12 protein-coding genes are annotated in these 15,843 nt (G+C 33.2%); 9 read left to right on the plus strand and 3 right to left on the minus strand.

The window, feature by feature from the left end; translation table 11 throughout:
• Nucleotides 1-29 precede the first annotated feature (29 nt).
• From uvrA to OLM54_RS08925, 7 genes are all read left to right on the plus strand, one after another.
• A complete protein-coding gene (gene uvrA, locus OLM54_RS08895) occupies nt 30-2,861 on the plus strand; it encodes an excinuclease ABC subunit UvrA (protein WP_264538231.1) in 2,832 nt (943 codons plus the stop codon).
• A 48-nt stretch (nt 2,862-2,909) separates the two neighbouring features.
• Nucleotides 2,910-3,137 carry an addiction module protein gene (locus OLM54_RS08900; RefSeq protein ID WP_264538232.1) on the plus strand — a complete coding sequence of 76 codons (228 nt, stop codon included), beginning with the start codon at nt 2,910-2,912 and terminating at the stop codon, nt 3,135-3,137.
• Between the two features lie 9 nt (nt 3,138-3,146).
• On the plus strand, nt 3,147-3,452 hold the full coding sequence (locus OLM54_RS08905) for a type II toxin-antitoxin system RelE/ParE family toxin (protein ID WP_264538233.1): 306 nt from the start codon (nt 3,147-3,149) through the stop codon (nt 3,450-3,452).
• Between the two features lie 295 nt (nt 3,453-3,747).
• On the plus strand, nt 3,748-4,107 hold the full coding sequence (locus OLM54_RS08910) for a cupin domain-containing protein (protein WP_264538234.1): 360 nt from the start codon (nt 3,748-3,750) through the stop codon (nt 4,105-4,107).
• 230 nt (nt 4,108-4,337) lie between these two features.
• Complete coding sequence (locus OLM54_RS08915; protein WP_230712271.1) at nt 4,338-5,066, plus strand: TIGR00730 family Rossman fold protein; 729 nt, start codon at nt 4,338-4,340, stop codon at nt 5,064-5,066.
• 345 nt (nt 5,067-5,411) lie between these two features.
• Nucleotides 5,412-8,162: an aminopeptidase gene (locus tag OLM54_RS08920; RefSeq protein WP_264538235.1), complete on the plus strand. Its 2,751-nt coding sequence runs from the start codon at nt 5,412-5,414 to the stop codon at nt 8,160-8,162.
• A gap of 189 nt (nt 8,163-8,351) precedes the next feature.
• Entirely contained in the window at nt 8,352-10,763 is a 2,412-nt protein-coding gene (locus OLM54_RS08925) for a thiamine pyrophosphate-dependent enzyme (protein ID WP_264538236.1), read from the plus strand.
• Between the two features lie 107 nt (nt 10,764-10,870).
• Here the strand turns inward: OLM54_RS08925 and kdsB are convergent, their stop codons facing one another.
• The 3 genes from kdsB to OLM54_RS08940 form a co-directional block, all read right to left on the minus strand.
• Nucleotides 10,871-11,605, minus strand: coding sequence for a 3-deoxy-manno-octulosonate cytidylyltransferase (gene kdsB / locus OLM54_RS08930; protein WP_264538237.1), 735 nt, complete (start codon nt 11,603-11,605; stop codon nt 10,871-10,873).
• A 55-nt stretch (nt 11,606-11,660) separates the two neighbouring features.
• Nucleotides 11,661-12,491, minus strand: coding sequence for a 4,5-DOPA dioxygenase extradiol (gene ygiD / locus OLM54_RS08935; RefSeq protein WP_264538238.1), 831 nt, complete (start codon nt 12,489-12,491; stop codon nt 11,661-11,663).
• 100 nt (nt 12,492-12,591) lie between these two features.
• Nucleotides 12,592-14,016: an ATP-dependent DNA helicase gene (locus tag OLM54_RS08940; protein WP_264538239.1), complete on the minus strand. Its 1,425-nt coding sequence runs from the start codon at nt 14,014-14,016 to the stop codon at nt 12,592-12,594.
• Between the two features lie 400 nt (nt 14,017-14,416).
• On the opposite strand from OLM54_RS08940, the gene OLM54_RS08945 reads away from it, so the two are divergent.
• On the plus strand, nt 14,417-15,238 hold the full coding sequence (locus tag OLM54_RS08945; RefSeq protein WP_264538240.1) for a DUF3822 family protein: 822 nt from the start codon (nt 14,417-14,419) through the stop codon (nt 15,236-15,238).
• Nucleotides 15,235-15,840 carry an RsmD family RNA methyltransferase gene (locus tag OLM54_RS08950; protein ID WP_264538241.1) on the plus strand — a complete coding sequence of 202 codons (606 nt, stop codon included), beginning with the start codon at nt 15,235-15,237 and terminating at the stop codon, nt 15,838-15,840. Before OLM54_RS08945 ends, OLM54_RS08950 begins: the two co-directional genes overlap by 4 nt.
• The last annotated feature ends 3 nt before the right edge of the window (nt 15,841-15,843 follow it).

Raw genomic sequence — 15,843 nt, forward strand, 5'->3', positions numbered from 1 at the left:
AGTGGTAACTTTGCGTTTTGCTCAAATTTATGCTAGATAAAGACAATACTATTGAAGTTCTTGGTGCAAGAGTTCATAATCTAAAAAATATCGATATTTCTATTCCGCGTGAAAAACTGGTTGTAATTACCGGTTTGTCAGGTTCGGGAAAATCATCTTTGGCGTTTGATACTATTTATGCCGAAGGACAACGTCGTTATGTCGAAACTTTTTCGGCGTATGCCAGACAGTTTCTTGGCGGTTTGGAGCGTCCGGATGTAGATAAAATCGACGGACTTTCTCCCGTAATTGCGATTGAACAAAAAACAACCAGCAAAAGTCCGCGTTCAACTGTTGGAACAATTACAGAAATATACGATTTTCTAAGACTTTTATATGCTCGCGGTGCAGACGCTTATAGCTACAACACAGGCGAAAAAATGGTCTCTTATTCTGATGAACAAATTAAAGATTTGATTATTCAGGATTTCAGCGGAAAACGCATCAATATTCTTGCTCCGATTATTCGAGCCAGAAAAGGGCATTATGCCGAATTATTCCAACAAATTACCAAACAAGGTTTCTTGAAAGTTCGTGTAAATGGCGAAGTTCAGGATTTGGTTTCAGGAATGAAACTGGATCGTTACAAAACCCACGACATCGAAATTGTTGTAGACAGAATGTTAATTGAAAATACCGAAGACAATCAAAAACGATTGGCTGAAAGTATCAATACAGCTATGCATCATGGCGAAAATGTCTTGATGATTTTAGATCAGGATACTAATGAGGTACGTTATTTTAGTAGAAATTTAATGTGTCCGACAACCGGAATCTCGTATCAAAATCCGGAACCGAATTTATTTTCATTCAATTCCCCAAAAGGTGCTTGTCCGCATTGTAACGGATTAGGAACGGTTCACGAAATCAACATCAAAAAAATTATTCCAAATCCAAAATTATCCATTAAAAGTGGTGGTTTTGCTCCGCTTGGTGAATATAAATCATCGTGGATTTTTAAGCAATTAGAAGTTATTGGAGAAAAATTCGGATTTAAAATAACAGATCCGATTGAGAAAATTCCGGAAGAAGCCATGAACATGATTCTTCACGGAGGAAAGGATAAATTTACCGTAAACTCGAAAGATTTAGGCGTAACTCGCGATTATAAAATAGATTTTGAGGGGATTTCGCATTTCATCAAAAACCAATATGACGAAAGTGCTTCGACAACCATAAAACGTTGGGCAAAAGATTTCATGGACGAAGTCAATTGTCCGGTTTGCGAAGGCTCACGTTTGAAAAAAGAAGCTCAGTTTTTTAGAGTTAACGGGAAAAATATCACTGAATTATGTGATATGGATATTTCTGATTTAACAGCCTGGTTTCAGGATTTAAATTCTCATTTATCAGACAAACAGCTTTTAATTGCCTCAGAAGTTGTGAAAGAAATCAAAGACCGTTTAAACTTTTTGATGAATGTTGGTTTGAATTATTTGGCTTTAAGCCGAAGTTCAAAATCACTTTCGGGCGGTGAAGCACAGCGTATTCGTCTGGCAACACAAATTGGTTCGCAATTGGTTGGTGTTTTATATATTCTGGATGAACCAAGTATTGGTTTACACCAAAGAGACAATGAAAAACTAATTCATTCGTTAGAACAATTACGTGATATCGGAAACTCGGTTATTGTGGTTGAACACGATAAAGACATGATCGAACGTGCTGATTATGTAATTGATATTGGTCCGAAAGCCGGAAAATACGGAGGAGAAATTATTAGTATTGGAACTCCTGCTGAAACTTTAAAATCGAACACGATTACCGCTCAATATTTGAATGGTAAAATGAAATTAGAGATTCCGAAAGAGCGTCGTAAAGGAAACGGCAAGTTTTTAAAATTAAGCGGGGCAACCGGAAACAACTTAAAAAATGTTTCAATCGAATTGCCTTTAGGACAATTGATTTGTGTTACAGGAGTTTCTGGAAGTGGAAAATCGACTTTAATAAACGAGACGCTCTACCCTATTTTAAACGCCTATTATTTTAATGGTGTGAAAAAACCACAGCCGTACAAAAAAATAGAAGGTTTAGAACATATTGACAAAGTAATTGATATTGACCAAAGTCCGATTGGAAGAACGCCGCGTTCGAATCCAGCGACTTATACAGAGGTTTTCACCGAAATCAGGAACTTGTTTACGATGACTTCTGAAAGTATGATTCGTGGTTATAAAGCCGGACGTTTTAGTTTTAATGTAAAAGGTGGACGCTGCGAAACCTGTGAAGGTTCCGGTGTTAGAACTATTGAAATGAACTTTTTACCGGATGTTTATGTAGAATGCGAAACATGTCAGGGAAAACGTTTTAACAGAGAAACGTTAGAAATTCGATACAAAGGAAAATCAATTTCCGACGTATTGAATATGACGGTTGATGAAGCGGTTCCGTTTTTTGAAAACATTCCGAAGATTTATAGAAAAGTAAAAACAATTCAAGATGTTGGTTTAGGATATATTACACTTGGTCAGCAAAGTACAACACTTTCCGGCGGAGAAGCACAACGTATTAAACTGGCTGGAGAATTGTCTAAAAAAGACACCGGAAATACCTTTTATATTCTGGACGAACCTACAACAGGTTTGCATTTTGAAGACATTCGTGTTTTGATGGACGTGATTAATAAACTGGTCGATAAAGGAAACACAATTTTGGTAATCGAGCATAATATGGATGTTATCAAACTTGCCGATTACATTATTGATATTGGTCCCGAAGGTGGAAAAGGTGGCGGACAATTGATCGCCAAGGGAACTCCGGAAGAAGTTGCGAAAAATAAAAAAAGCTATACAGCTAAGTTTTTGAAAAAAGAGTTAATTTAGTAGGTAATTATTAGAATCAATAGTTTTCCTATTTATAAAAGTATCGTTATGAACAGTTTAAGTTTAAAAGTAGATTTAGATTTTAAAGAGTTACTAAAAGTTGTAAAACAATTATCTCCTTCAGAAAAATTGAAACTTAATGATGAAATTTGGAAAGATGATATCGAAATTCCTATTGAACATCAAAAAATAGTTTTAAACAGAATTGAGAAAAGTAAAGCTTCACCTAAAAGAATGTTAGATTGGGATGAAGTATCAGATTTGCCAATTCAGTAATTCTTGAAAATGTATAATATTAAGATAGACCAAGATGCTTTAAATGATCTTGGAGAAATTGTTATTTGGTACAATAATCAATTGCAAAATTTAGGATTACGTTTTCATAAACAAATAAAATCTCAAATTAATTCTTTAAAAAACGAACCTTATATTTATACTATTCGTTATAAAGACGTTCATGGTATGCTTGTTAAAAAATTTCCGTTTATGATTCATTACACAATTAATGAAGAATCTAATTTAGTGGAAATTTTCGCCATATTTCATACTAGTCGAAATCCAGAAATTTGGAATTCAAGGATAAAAAAATAATCTTAATTGCAGGGTGGTTAAACTTTTGACTATTTCATTGTGTCGACGAATTCATTGATGATTTTAATTCTTAAAAATTTATTCAACAGACATTAATTTCGCAATAACAATTCTTTCTATTTTGATTAGATTTTTTAATCTACTGATAATGAATATCCAATCAAAAATACCACTATAGAAATGTTACATTTAAATTAATAAATACGCACTTCTGTAACAATTCTCAAAAAAAGCAGTAATTTAGTACGCCCTTTTTGTCAAAGCTTTTAATTTTGACAAAGACTAAGATGAATCTATGAATCTAAAAGAGAAATTAAACAGCGTTGACCAATATTTTTCGCCGAAAATAATTGATGAAGTAAATGATCAATATATTAAAGTAGCTAAAATAAAAGGTCAGGAAGTGCCCTGGCATAATCACGAGAATGAAGACGAATTGTTTTACATTATTGACGGTGAACTTTTAATGGAAATTGAAAATGAATCTTCGTTCATCATGAAAAAAGGTGATTTATTCGTTGTGAAAAAAGGCGTAAATCACAGGGTTTCATCGGTTGAGGAATGTTCAATAATGCTGATTGAATCGAAAACTACTGAACATACCGGAAAAGTTAAAAGCAACATTACCAAATCAATTGAAGAACAATCGTATTAATTAAAAGACAATTTCTTTTTTTTATAAAACATGTTTCAATTGAAAACGGCTGCCCTAGCCCTGATGGTCCCGAAGTGTCGGGAGGCATCCTTTTTCTTGCTTCTTTAGCAAGGAAAAGATATAGCAGACAGCAGGATTAAGCTCCTCACTTCGACTACGCTCGGGATGACAATTTGAGTAAAATTAGAGACACAACTTAAAATAAAAATATAAATTATAATATACCAAAAATGAGATTAGAAGATTTTGATAATGATGAGGATAAAGTAATTCAGGATCGTTTGAAACAAAAAACGTGGAATGAAATTAGAACCAATGACAGCTGGGCGATTTTTAAAATCATGGCCGAGTTTGTAAACGGTTACGAAAGTATGGGTCGTATTGGTCCGTGTGTTTCGATTTTTGGATCGGCGAGAACAAAACCGGAAGACAAATATTATTTACTTGCCGAAAAAATTGCATATAAAATCAGTAAAGCCGGTTATGGCGTAATTACAGGCGGAGGACCTGGAATTATGGAAGCCGGAAATAAAGGTGCACATTTAGGGGGCGGAACTTCGGTTGGTTTAAACATCGAATTGCCTTTTGAACAGCATTTTAACCCTTATATTGACCATGATAAAAACCTGAATTTCGATTATTTCTTTGTGAGGAAAGTAATGTTTGTAAAATATTCGCAAGGTTTTGTGGTTATGCCGGGAGGTTTTGGAACTCTGGACGAGATGTTTGAAGCAATTACTTTGATTCAGACTAAGAAAATTGGAAAATTCCCAATTATTTTGGTTGGTGTTGAATTTTGGTCTGGATTGATTGACTGGGTAAAAACGGTTTTGGTAGAAAAAATGCATACGGTAAGTCCTGAAGATTTGAACTTATTTAAAATAGTGGATACTGAAGATGAAGTAGTTGACGTTTTGGATAAATTCTATAAGAAATACGATTTAAGTCCGAATTTCTAAAAATATTTTTAGACATATAAGTAAAGTGATATACTAAAATAATTGACGCGGATTAAACGGATTCGCTAAAGCGAAGACGCGGATTAAAACGGATTTATTGGAATTTCGTTTTTCAACTTATATCACATATATGGTTAAAACACGTTAAGTATCGTAAAAATTGAAAGCTGTTTTTTTAACAGCTTTTTTTATACTATTTTTACAAAAAAACCAAATTTACTTTATGCTCGTAACTTACATATATCCTTAAATTTTAAGCTATCCTTGAAATCATTTTATAAAATTATATTTTTTGTCTTCGTTTTATTCAGTTCGGTAAAACAATATGCACAACATCAATCTAAGATGGAAGTTGCGGTTAATCTTGAACTTAAAACGCTGAATATAAAACAGGATATTACGTTTTATAATACTTCAAATGATTCTTTAAGTACGATTGTTTTGAATGACTGGAACAATGCTTTTTCTCATAAAAATACGCCGCTTGCGAAACGATTTTCGGATGAATTTTATCGAGGTTTTCATTTGGCAAAAGATTATGAAAGAGGAAATACAACGATTCTAAATCTGACCGATTCAGATAATCTGGCTTTTGAATGGGAAAGAACTGTTGAAAATCCGGATTTTATTGTTATAAAACTGAAGCAAAAATTACTTCCGGGACAAAAAATAGAATTGCATCTTACTTATATTTCTAAAATTCCGAGTGATAAATTTACGCACTATGGTTTTGATCAAAATGGCGGAATGAGCTTAAAAAACTGGTTTTTGAGTCCGGCGCGTTTGGAAAATGGTACCTTTATAACAAACCATAATTTTAATCTGGATGATATTGCAAATGCAGGTACAGATTATAAAATTGAAATAAAACTTCCGAATCAATATGCTATTACAACTGATTTGAATTCGGTTTCAAAAGATAATTCGAATCCTTCTTATAGTACTTATTTTTTCTCAGGAAATAACAGAACTGATTTTAACGTTTTTATTGAAAAACAAAATACTTTTAGAAGTTATACCAACGGAGATTTAGAAATTCTTTCGGATTTAAAAAGTAAAAAAATTACTGAGATTCAAAAAGCGATTATCATTAACAGGGTTGTGACTTTTACGAATGACTTTATTGGGAAATATCCGCATCAAAAAATCACAGTTTCTCAGGCAGATTATGACCGAAATCCTTTTTATGGGTTAAATCAGTTACCATCATTTATTAGTCCGTTTTCTGATGATTTTATCTTCGAAATTACCTTTTTAAAAACATATCTGAATAATTATCTAAGGAATAGTTTACGCCTGGATCCGCGAAAAGACAATTGGGTTTATGACGGAATTCAGATTTATGCCATGATGCAATTTATGGAAGAACATCATGCGGATCAAAAGATGCTGGGAAAGCTTTCGGATATGAAAATTTTTAAAAGTTACAATATCACCAATCTTACATTTAATGAGCAATACAGCTACTATTATATGTTAATGGCGAGAAAAAATCTCGATCAGCCGCTTGGAGATCCTAAAAATACTTTAATAAAATTCAACGAACAAATCGCCAGTAAATATCGTGCGGGTTTAAGTTTGAGTTATCTCGATGATTATTTAGATCATAATGTTGTTCCTCAAAGTGTACAGGAATTTTATAATCTGAACAAAACAGAACAAACAAATCGTTCTGATTTTGAAAGAATATTGACCAAAAACAGTCCTAAAAATATTGATTGGTTTTTTGAAACTATTATCGATTCGAGAGAAATTATAGACTATAAATTTTCGAATGTTTCGAGAACAAAAGACAGTGTTCAATTTTCGATCAATAACAGAACCGGCATTTATGCTCCGATTCCCGTTTACGGAATCAGGAAAAAAGAGATCGTTTTTAAAGAATGGATTGAACCCAAAAACAATGATTCTGTTTATAAATTTGACCGAAAAAATGCAGATAAAATTGTAATTAATTACGATAATGAAGTTCCTGAATATAACCAGAGAAACAATTGGAAATCATTAAAAAATCTGGTTATAACCAATCGTCCGATAAAATTTAATTTTGCCAAAGATTTAGAAGATCCCTATTACAATCAGATTTTATATATACCAACGTTAACGTATAATTTATATGACGGTTTTATGCCCGGAATTCGTTTTCACAATAAAACAATACTGGATAAACCTTTTAATTTTGACATTAACCCCACTTATTCGATTAACACTCAAACCTTAACAGGTTCATCTGCATTCTCATACACTCAGAATTACAGAAATAGTACGCTGTATAATGTACGTTATTCTATTAGTCAAAATTATTTTCATTATGCGGAGGATGCTACTTATTTTAGATTAAATCCGATGGTTCAGTTTCGAATTCGCGAAAAAGAGTTCAGAGACAATAGAAAACAACTTATTTTGTTACGTCAGGTTATTGTAAATCGCGAAGCAAGTGAGCATATAACAGATAATTCAAAACCAAATTATTCTGTTTTTAATGTGAGATATTCTAATACAAAAACAGAATTAATAAATCATTTTAATTTTATGACTGATGTTCAATTTTCCGGTGATTTTGGAAAATTGGCTGCAGAAGTAGAATATCGAAGATTATTTGACAATAACCGCAAATTGAATTTAAGATTGTATGCCGGAAGTTTTTTATACAATACAACAAATTCAGATTATTTTAGTTTTGGTTTAGACAGGCCGACAGATTATTTATTTGATTATAATTTTTACGGAAGATCAGAAAGTACCGGTTTTTTTAGCCAGCAATATGTAATGGCCGAAGGTGGTTTTAAGTCTAAAATAGAGCCGCGTTATGCCGATAAATGGATGACAACCTTAAACGCCAGTTACTCCCTTTGGAACTGGATTGAAGCGTACGGAGATGTTGGTTTTATGAAAAATAAGCATAAAAGCGAAAACTTTGTTTATGATAGTGGCATTAGATTAAATCTGGTTCCGGATTACTTTGAACTCTATTTTCCGGTTTATTCTAATAATGGCTGGGAGATTTCTCAAAACAAATACAGTGAAAAAATCAGATTTGTAGTGACACTTTCTCCAAAAACATTAGTTACTCTTTTTACCCGAAAATGGTTTTAATTCAATAAAATTTACACAAAAACATAAATTATTGTTATTAAAACCAGAATAACCTTAAATATTACACAAAAAATATACGTAGTTTTAGCAATTTAATTATAAATAATTAAATTATATTTACTTTAATGAATTATGATTATTGATACTTTTTAATTAATTTTGCAGCGTAACATGACCCATTCCGAGATTATGATTAAAGAAAAAAACAATACTACACTTACTTTCGAAGATTTCAAAACAGAAGTAATGAGCGACTACAAAATTGCTGTAACCAGCCGCGAATGTAGTCTTTTAGGACGTAAAGAAGTATTGACAGGAAAAGCCAAGTTTGGAATATTTGGTGACGGAAAAGAAGTGCCGCAGCTTGCTATGGCAAAGGCTTTTAAAAACGGAGATTTTCGTTCCGGATATTATCGCGATCAGACTTTTATGATGGCAATTGGAGAATTAACTCCTAAACAGTTTTTTGCAGGTTTATACGGCCATACTGATTTGGATTATGATCCAATGTCTGCCGGAAGACAAATGGGCGGACACTTTGTAACGCACAGTTTAAACGAAGACGGTTCGTGGAAAGACTTAACTCAACAAAAAAATTCAAGCGCAGATATATCGCCAACAGCCGGACAAATGCCAAGATTATTGGGATTGGCTCAGGCGTCAAAAATTTACAGAAATGTTGATGGAATAAAAATCAAAGACAAATTTTCTGTAAACGGAAACGAAGTTGCCTGGGGAACTATTGGTAACGCAAGTACATCTGAAGGTTTATTTTTTGAAACCATAAATGCTGCCGGAGTTTTACAAGTTCCGATGGTAATGAGCGTTTGGGATGATGAATACGGAATTTCGGTTCACGCCAAACATCAAACTACAAAAGAAAATATATCTGAAATTTTAAAAGGATACCAACGCGACGAAGACTCAAAAGGGTATGAAATTTTCAGGGTTAAAGGCTGGGATTATGCGCAACTTGTTTCGACTTACGAAAGAGCTGCAGCAATTGCCCGCGAAGAACATGTTCCGGTTTTAATTCACGTTAACGAATTAACACAACCACAAGGTCACTCGACATCAGGTTCGCACGAGCGTTATAAAAACGCAGAAAGACTGGCTTGGGAAAGAGATTTTGACTGTATTCGCCAAATGCGTTTATGGATGATTGCAATTAATATTGCATCTCCTGAAGAATTGGCTGAAATTGATTTTGAATTGAAAAAAGAAGTTCTGGAAGCTAAAAAAGAGGCCTGGAATTCTTTCATCAATCCGATTATTGAGGATCAGAAAAATCTTTTGGTTTTATTGGAGCAAATTGCAGAAGCCAGCATCAATCATAAGGAAAGAATAAAAAAATATATTTCAGAATTAAGCGCTATAAAATCGCCTTTAAAAAAGGAAATGCTGGTTATTGCAAGAAAGATTTTGCGTTTTATTGAAGTTCCAAATAGTAAAGTGCTATTATCAAACTGGATTACCAATTATATTGGTGTTACTCAGGGAAAATTTAGCAGTAACTTATATTCTGAATCCGATTTAAATGTGTTTTCAGTACAAAAAGTACTTCCTGAATATGCAGATAATGCTAAAGCTGATTTAGACGGGCGAATGATTTTGCGCGATAACTTTGATGCTTTGTTTACCAAATATCCTGAAACATTGATTTTTGGTGAAGATGTTGGAAACATTGGCGATGTAAACCAAGGTTTAGAAGGCATGCAGGAAAAATACGGAGAACTTCGTGTTGCCGATGTCGGAATTCGTGAAGCGACTATTATTGGTCAGGGAATTGGAATGGCTTTGAGAGGTTTACGCCCGATTGCCGAGATTCAGTATTTGGATTATTTATTATATGCCATCCAAATTATGAGTGATGATTTGGCTACGTTGCAATACAGAACTGTTGGAAAACAAAAAGCGCCATTAATTATCAGAACCCGCGGACACCGTTTAGAAGGTATCTGGCATTCTGGTTCTCCAATGGGAATGATCATTAATGCTATTCGTGGAATTCACGTTTTGGTTCCTAGAAATATGACGCAGGCGGCAGGTTTTTACAATTCACTTTTAGAATGTGATGAACCGGCTTTGGTAATTGAATGTTTAAATGGTTATCGTTTAAAAGAAAAAACACCGCTGAATTTTGGTGAGTTCAAAACGCCAATTGGTGTTGTTGAAACATTAAAAGAAGGCGCTGATATTACTTTGGTTTCTTACGGATCTACGTTAAGATTGGTAGAACAGGCTGCTACTGAATTATTAGACTTAGGAATTGATTGCGAAATAATTGACATTCAGTCTTTACTTCCATTTGATGTCAATAAAGATATTGTAAAAAGTATCGCTAAAACAAACCGTCTTTTAGTAATCGACGAAGATGTTCCCGGTGGAGCTTCTGCTTTTATTTTACAGCAAATTATTGAAGAACAGGATGCTTACAAATATTTAGACAGTAAACCACAAACGCTTGCTGCAAAAGCACACAGAGCTGCTTACGGAACTGACGGTGATTATTTCTCTAAACCTTCTGCCGAAGATATTTTCGAAAAGGTTTATGATATGATGCATGAGGTAAACCCTTCTAAGTTTCCGAATTTATATTAAGGACTTAGTTTGGTTTTAGATATAAAAAAAGCTCCTAAACAATTGTTTAGGAGCTTTTTTGTTTTTACACTGTCTACGTCATTGCGAGGAACGAAGCAATGACAGTATTATTTCGCAGCCAATATCGCTCTCGCCTTCTCTAAATCTTCCGTCGTATCAATTCCAATTCCTACATGCGTAGTTTCGACCATTTTAATTCGTTTTCCGAATTCTAAATAACGAAGCTGTTCCAGTTTTTCAGATGCTTCTAAAGATTTCATTGGTAAACTATAAAAATCTAATAAAGCTTGTTTTCTAAAAGCATAAATTCCGATGTGCTGAAAATAACGCACGCCAACATCTTTATCTCTTGGATATGGAATTACTGAACGCGAAAAATATAACGCAAACTGCGACTGATCTACAACCACTTTTACATTATTCGGGTTATTTATTTCGTCTTCGTCAGTGATTTCACGCATTAGCGAAGCCAAATCAACTTTGCGATCTGAATCGTTTTTAAAAACCGATAAAACCTGTTCTAAAGGTCCGGCTTCAGTAAAAGGTTCGTCGCCCTGAACATTTACCACAATATCAACATCAAGATTTGCAACAGCTTCGGCAATTCGGTCACTTCCTGATTCGTGTTCTTTAATGCTCATAATGGCTTTTCCGCCATTCGAAACAATTTCATTATATATCAAGTCAGAATCGGTTACAACAAATACATCGTCAAATAATTTTGTTGCTACAGAGGCTTCGTAAGTTCTTAAAATTACCGTTTTACCTTCTAAATCCTGCATTAGTTTTGCAGGAAAACGTGTTGATGCATATCGCGCCGGAATTACAGCTATTATTTTCATTTTTAATGTCATTGCGAGGAACGAAGCAATCTCATCCTCATTGTTATTTAATTTTTTATATTATTTTTACTGACGTCATACTCAACGAACCCGCCAATAATTTATCGTTGAACAAACTCAGTTCTTCTGATTTTTCTTTTAAACCTAAAGTGTACAATAAAGGCAAGTAATGATCGGGGGTTGGAATCGCAACCTGAACAGCTTTACTCATTTTTTCGTAATCAATAAGAGGCTGAAAATTTCCATCTAACAAATAATTATTAACAGTTTCTCTGGCTTCAATTGCCCAATCGTAACCATAATTATCTTTATCGAAATTTCGAAAATCAACCAAACGAAGGTTGTGAACAATATTTCCGCTTCCGATAATTAAAACGCCTTTATGACGTAACGATTGTAATTTCTGTGCTAGCTCAAAATGATATTGTCCGGATTTAGTGTAATCAATACTCAACTGAATTACCGGAACATTGGCTTCAGGATATAAATGTTTGATTACGCTCCATGCGCCATGATCTAAACCCCAATGTTCATCTAAATCTACGGGAACCGGATCTAAGATTTTTCTAGTTTCTAATGCTAATTCCGGACTTCCTTTTGCAGGATATTGCACATCAAATAAAGCTTGTGGAAATCCTCCGAAATCATGAATCGTTCTTGGCATTTGCATCGAAGTAACTTTGGTTCCGTTTGTAAACCAATGCGCCGAAATACACAAAATTGCATTGGGCTGCGGTAATGTTTTTGCCAGATTACGAAAACCCGCTACAAACTGATTTTCTTCAATTGCATTCATTGGACTTCCGTGTCCTAAAAACAAAACCGGCATTTTATCTGTATTCGAAAACGTAGACGAAATCGAATGTAAGTCGTTTAATGTTGTCATTGTAAAATCTTTTCTTTTTGCCACAGATTAAAAGGATTAAAAGATTTTCTAAATATACATTTTAAAATCTGCGAGAATCATTTTAATCTGTGGCAAAAAACTATTCCTCGAAACTCTCGTCTTTAAATCCTATCAAATATAATTTATTTTTGGCACGCGTCATCGCTGTATAAAGCCATCTGATGTAATCACGATCAATTCCGTTTGGTAAATACGGCTGTTCAATAAAAACTGTATTCCACTGCCCTCCTTGCGATTTATGACACGTAATGGCGTAAGAGAATTTTACCTGCAACCCATTAAAATATTCGTTCTCTTTTACTTTTTGGAATTTCTTGTATTTCGTACTTTCATCTTCATAATCTTTCATCACTTCTTCATACAAACGATTTGATTCTTCGTATGTCAGCGACGGAGATTCACTTTTTATGGTATCCAAAAGCAAAACCGTTTCAAAAGGTTTCTGGTCCGGATAATCGACCATTCTAATTTTTACTTTTGCAAAAGTAAAACCGTATAATTCCTTGATTCCAAACATTTCCAGAACTTCAATAATATCTCCGTTGGCAATAAATCCGGCTTCATCCGTTTCTTTCAGCCAGAAATAATTATTCTTGACAACCATTAAAAAATCGCCAACAGAAAGTTCGCTTTCTTTAAACAAAATTCGGGTTCTGATTTGTTCATTATACTGATTTGCTCTTTTATTCGAACGTACAATAAAAGCCGTATCTTCAATACTATAATTGCTGTATGCCGTATTTATCGCATCCTGAATATCATAACCATCCGTTAAACGAACAATATCTTTAAACTTTTTTACATTGAATTTAAACTCCGTAATAAAGCTATCTTTCAATAATTCACGCAATTCGGTCGCATTGTATAAAATTCCCGAATTTTCTTCCTGACGCATGACTTCATCAAGTTCAATATGTTCAATTTCTTTATCATAATGAACGCCCAAAGTTTGTATATCAAGCGCCGGACTAATGTCTAAATTTACGGGCGGCAACTGAGCTGTATCTCCCAAAAGAATCATTTTGCAATTCGTTCCGGAATAAACATAAGAAATCAAATCATCTAAAAGTGATCCGTTATCATACAATTTCGAATCAGAATTGCTGTCTGAAATCATCGAAGCTTCATCGACGATAAAAATCGTATTTTTATGTTTATTGATTTGTTTGGTAAAAGCTACGCCTCCGCCAGCCGATTTTTTAGGAAAGTATATCTTTTTATGAATTGTAAAAGCAGGCGTATGAGAGTAATTCGCAATTACTTTTGCAGCACGTCCGGTTGGTGCCAGCAAGACAAATTTCTTATTTATATCTCCCAGATTATTAACGATAGTCGAAATCACAGTTGTTTTTCCGGTTCCGGCATATCCTTTTAATACAAAAATGGTATCATTATGCGTATCGGTTAAGAAAATGGCGATTTTTTGAAAAAAAATATCCTGTTTATACGTTGGTGCAAATGGAAATCTTTTTTGTAAAACGCCGTAAAACAATGATGAATTCATAGGGAATAATTGAAATACAAAGTACGGTTTTTTAAATGGTAATGTCAATGTCAAAATTCAATATCAATTTCAAAAATCAATGACAATTTTAATATCAAAAATTAATGCCGATTTAAATATTAAATCCAATTGCAATGTCAAAATTCAATATCAATTTCAGAAATCAATGGCAATTTTAATATCAAAAATTAATGCCGATTTGAATATTAAATCCAATAGCAATGAAAATAGCAATGTAAAAATTATAAGTATTAATTAAACTTTCAATTGAAATTTGAAATTCTTACATTGATATTGAATTTTGCCATTGATATTGTTATTGAATTTTTAATTTGTAAGTTTGTGTTCGAATTAAATTCTTTCTTGACACTAAAGCAGGTAACGAATTGTAAATCAAATTATGTCTTTACAAAATACTAATATTACATCAAAAAAATACAAAAAACTTTCGATTCAGGTTTCCCTGAGCGGATTTTCTTTTTGTTGTTTTGACACTTTAAATAATACGATTACTTCGTTTAATGAAGTTCATTTTGATCCTACACAAAAAACAGCCAAAATAGAAGAATTATATCATGATAATTTTAAAAAATATGCTGAATTAAAGGACACTTACGACGAAATTATGGTTATTCATACTAATAATCTTTCGACTTTTGTGCCAACAGCGCTTTTTGATGAACATTATCTGGGAAGTTATTTACAGTATACAACCAAGGTTTTCGAAACGGATTTTTTTACATACGATCATATTTCAAATTATGAAATGAATTCCGTTTATATTCCGTACGTAAACATCAATAATTTCCTGATCGATCAGGTTGGTTCTTTTGATTACAAACATGCCAATAGTATTTTGATTGAGAAAATTTTAGAAAGCTCAAAAAATAATGATGATAAAAAAATGATTGTTAACTTTAATGTTGGTCATTTTGAAATTATCATCGTTCAAAATCAAAAGCTATTATTGTTCAATTCGTTTGAATATCAATCGCCTACGGATTTTATTTATTATGTGCTTTTTACCGCCGAACAATTAAGTTTAAATCCTGAAAGTTTTCCACTTGAATTATTAGGCACAATAGAAAAAAATGACGCGTATTATGCCATTGCGTATAAATACATTCGTAATATTTCATTTTTGGATGTAAGCACTTTACAGCAAAAAAATAACTTTTCAACTGCTCAGAATCAAAAACATTATATCTTATTTCAATCATGAGAATCATTTCAGGAAAATACAAAGGGCGCCGCATTTTTCCACCTAAAAACCTTCCTGTAAGACCTACGACTGATATGAGTAAAGAAGCATTATTTAATGTTTTAAATAATCATTTTAGTTTTGACGGCTTAAAGGTTTTAGATCTATTTGCAGGAACAGGAAACATTAGTTTTGAATTTGCTTCACGCGGAAGTGAACCAATTACGTCTGTTGACGGCGATTTTGGATGCGTAAAATTCATTAAGCAGATTGCATCAGAATATGATTTTAATATTGCGGCAACCAAAAGTGACGTTTATAAATTTCTGGAAAACTGCAAAACATCGTACGATATTATTTTTGCCGATCCGCCTTACGGATTAGATCAGGCTGCTTTTGAAAAAATTGTTTTAACGGTTTTCGAAAGAGATTTGCTTCACGATGACGGAATGATGATTATTGAACATTCAAAATATACCAAAATGGAACATTTAAGTAATTTCTCTTTTCAGAAAAATTACGGCGGTTCGTTTTTTAGTTTCTTCGAATTAAATTCTACAGATGATGACGAAGAACTTCCGGATGATTCTCCTTTAAAAATAGCAGAAGAAGACGAAGGTTAATTG

It is taken from the genome of Flavobacterium sp. N1736 (assembly GCF_025947065.1).
Taxonomy (GTDB): Bacteria; Bacteroidota; Bacteroidia; order Flavobacteriales; family Flavobacteriaceae; genus Flavobacterium.

Excerpts from the sequence above, each read along its gene's own strand:
- uvrA (WP_264538231.1), top strand. The coding sequence starts at position 30 with ATGCTAGATAAAGACAATACTATTGAAGTTCTTGGTGCAAGAGTTCAT.
- OLM54_RS08900 (WP_264538232.1), top strand. The coding sequence starts at position 2,910 with ATGAACAGTTTAAGTTTAAAAGTAGATTTAGATTTTAAAGAGTTACTA.
- OLM54_RS08905 (WP_264538233.1), top strand. The coding sequence starts at position 3,147 with ATGTATAATATTAAGATAGACCAAGATGCTTTAAATGATCTTGGAGAA.
- OLM54_RS08910 (WP_264538234.1), top strand. The coding sequence starts at position 3,748 with ATGAATCTAAAAGAGAAATTAAACAGCGTTGACCAATATTTTTCGCCG.
- OLM54_RS08915 (WP_230712271.1), top strand. The coding sequence starts at position 4,338 with ATGAGATTAGAAGATTTTGATAATGATGAGGATAAAGTAATTCAGGAT.
- OLM54_RS08920 (WP_264538235.1), top strand. The coding sequence starts at position 5,412 with ATGGAAGTTGCGGTTAATCTTGAACTTAAAACGCTGAATATAAAACAG.
- OLM54_RS08925 (WP_264538236.1), top strand. The coding sequence starts at position 8,352 with ATGATTAAAGAAAAAAACAATACTACACTTACTTTCGAAGATTTCAAA.
- kdsB (WP_264538237.1), bottom strand. The coding sequence starts at position 11,605 with ATGAAAATAATAGCTGTAATTCCGGCGCGATATGCATCAACACGTTTT.
- ygiD (WP_264538238.1), bottom strand. The coding sequence starts at position 12,491 with ATGACAACATTAAACGACTTACATTCGATTTCGTCTACGTTTTCGAAT.
- OLM54_RS08940 (WP_264538239.1), bottom strand. The coding sequence starts at position 14,016 with ATGAATTCATCATTGTTTTACGGCGTTTTACAAAAAAGATTTCCATTT.
- OLM54_RS08945 (WP_264538240.1), top strand. The coding sequence starts at position 14,417 with ATGTCTTTACAAAATACTAATATTACATCAAAAAAATACAAAAAACTT.
- OLM54_RS08950 (WP_264538241.1), top strand. The coding sequence starts at position 15,235 with ATGAGAATCATTTCAGGAAAATACAAAGGGCGCCGCATTTTTCCACCT.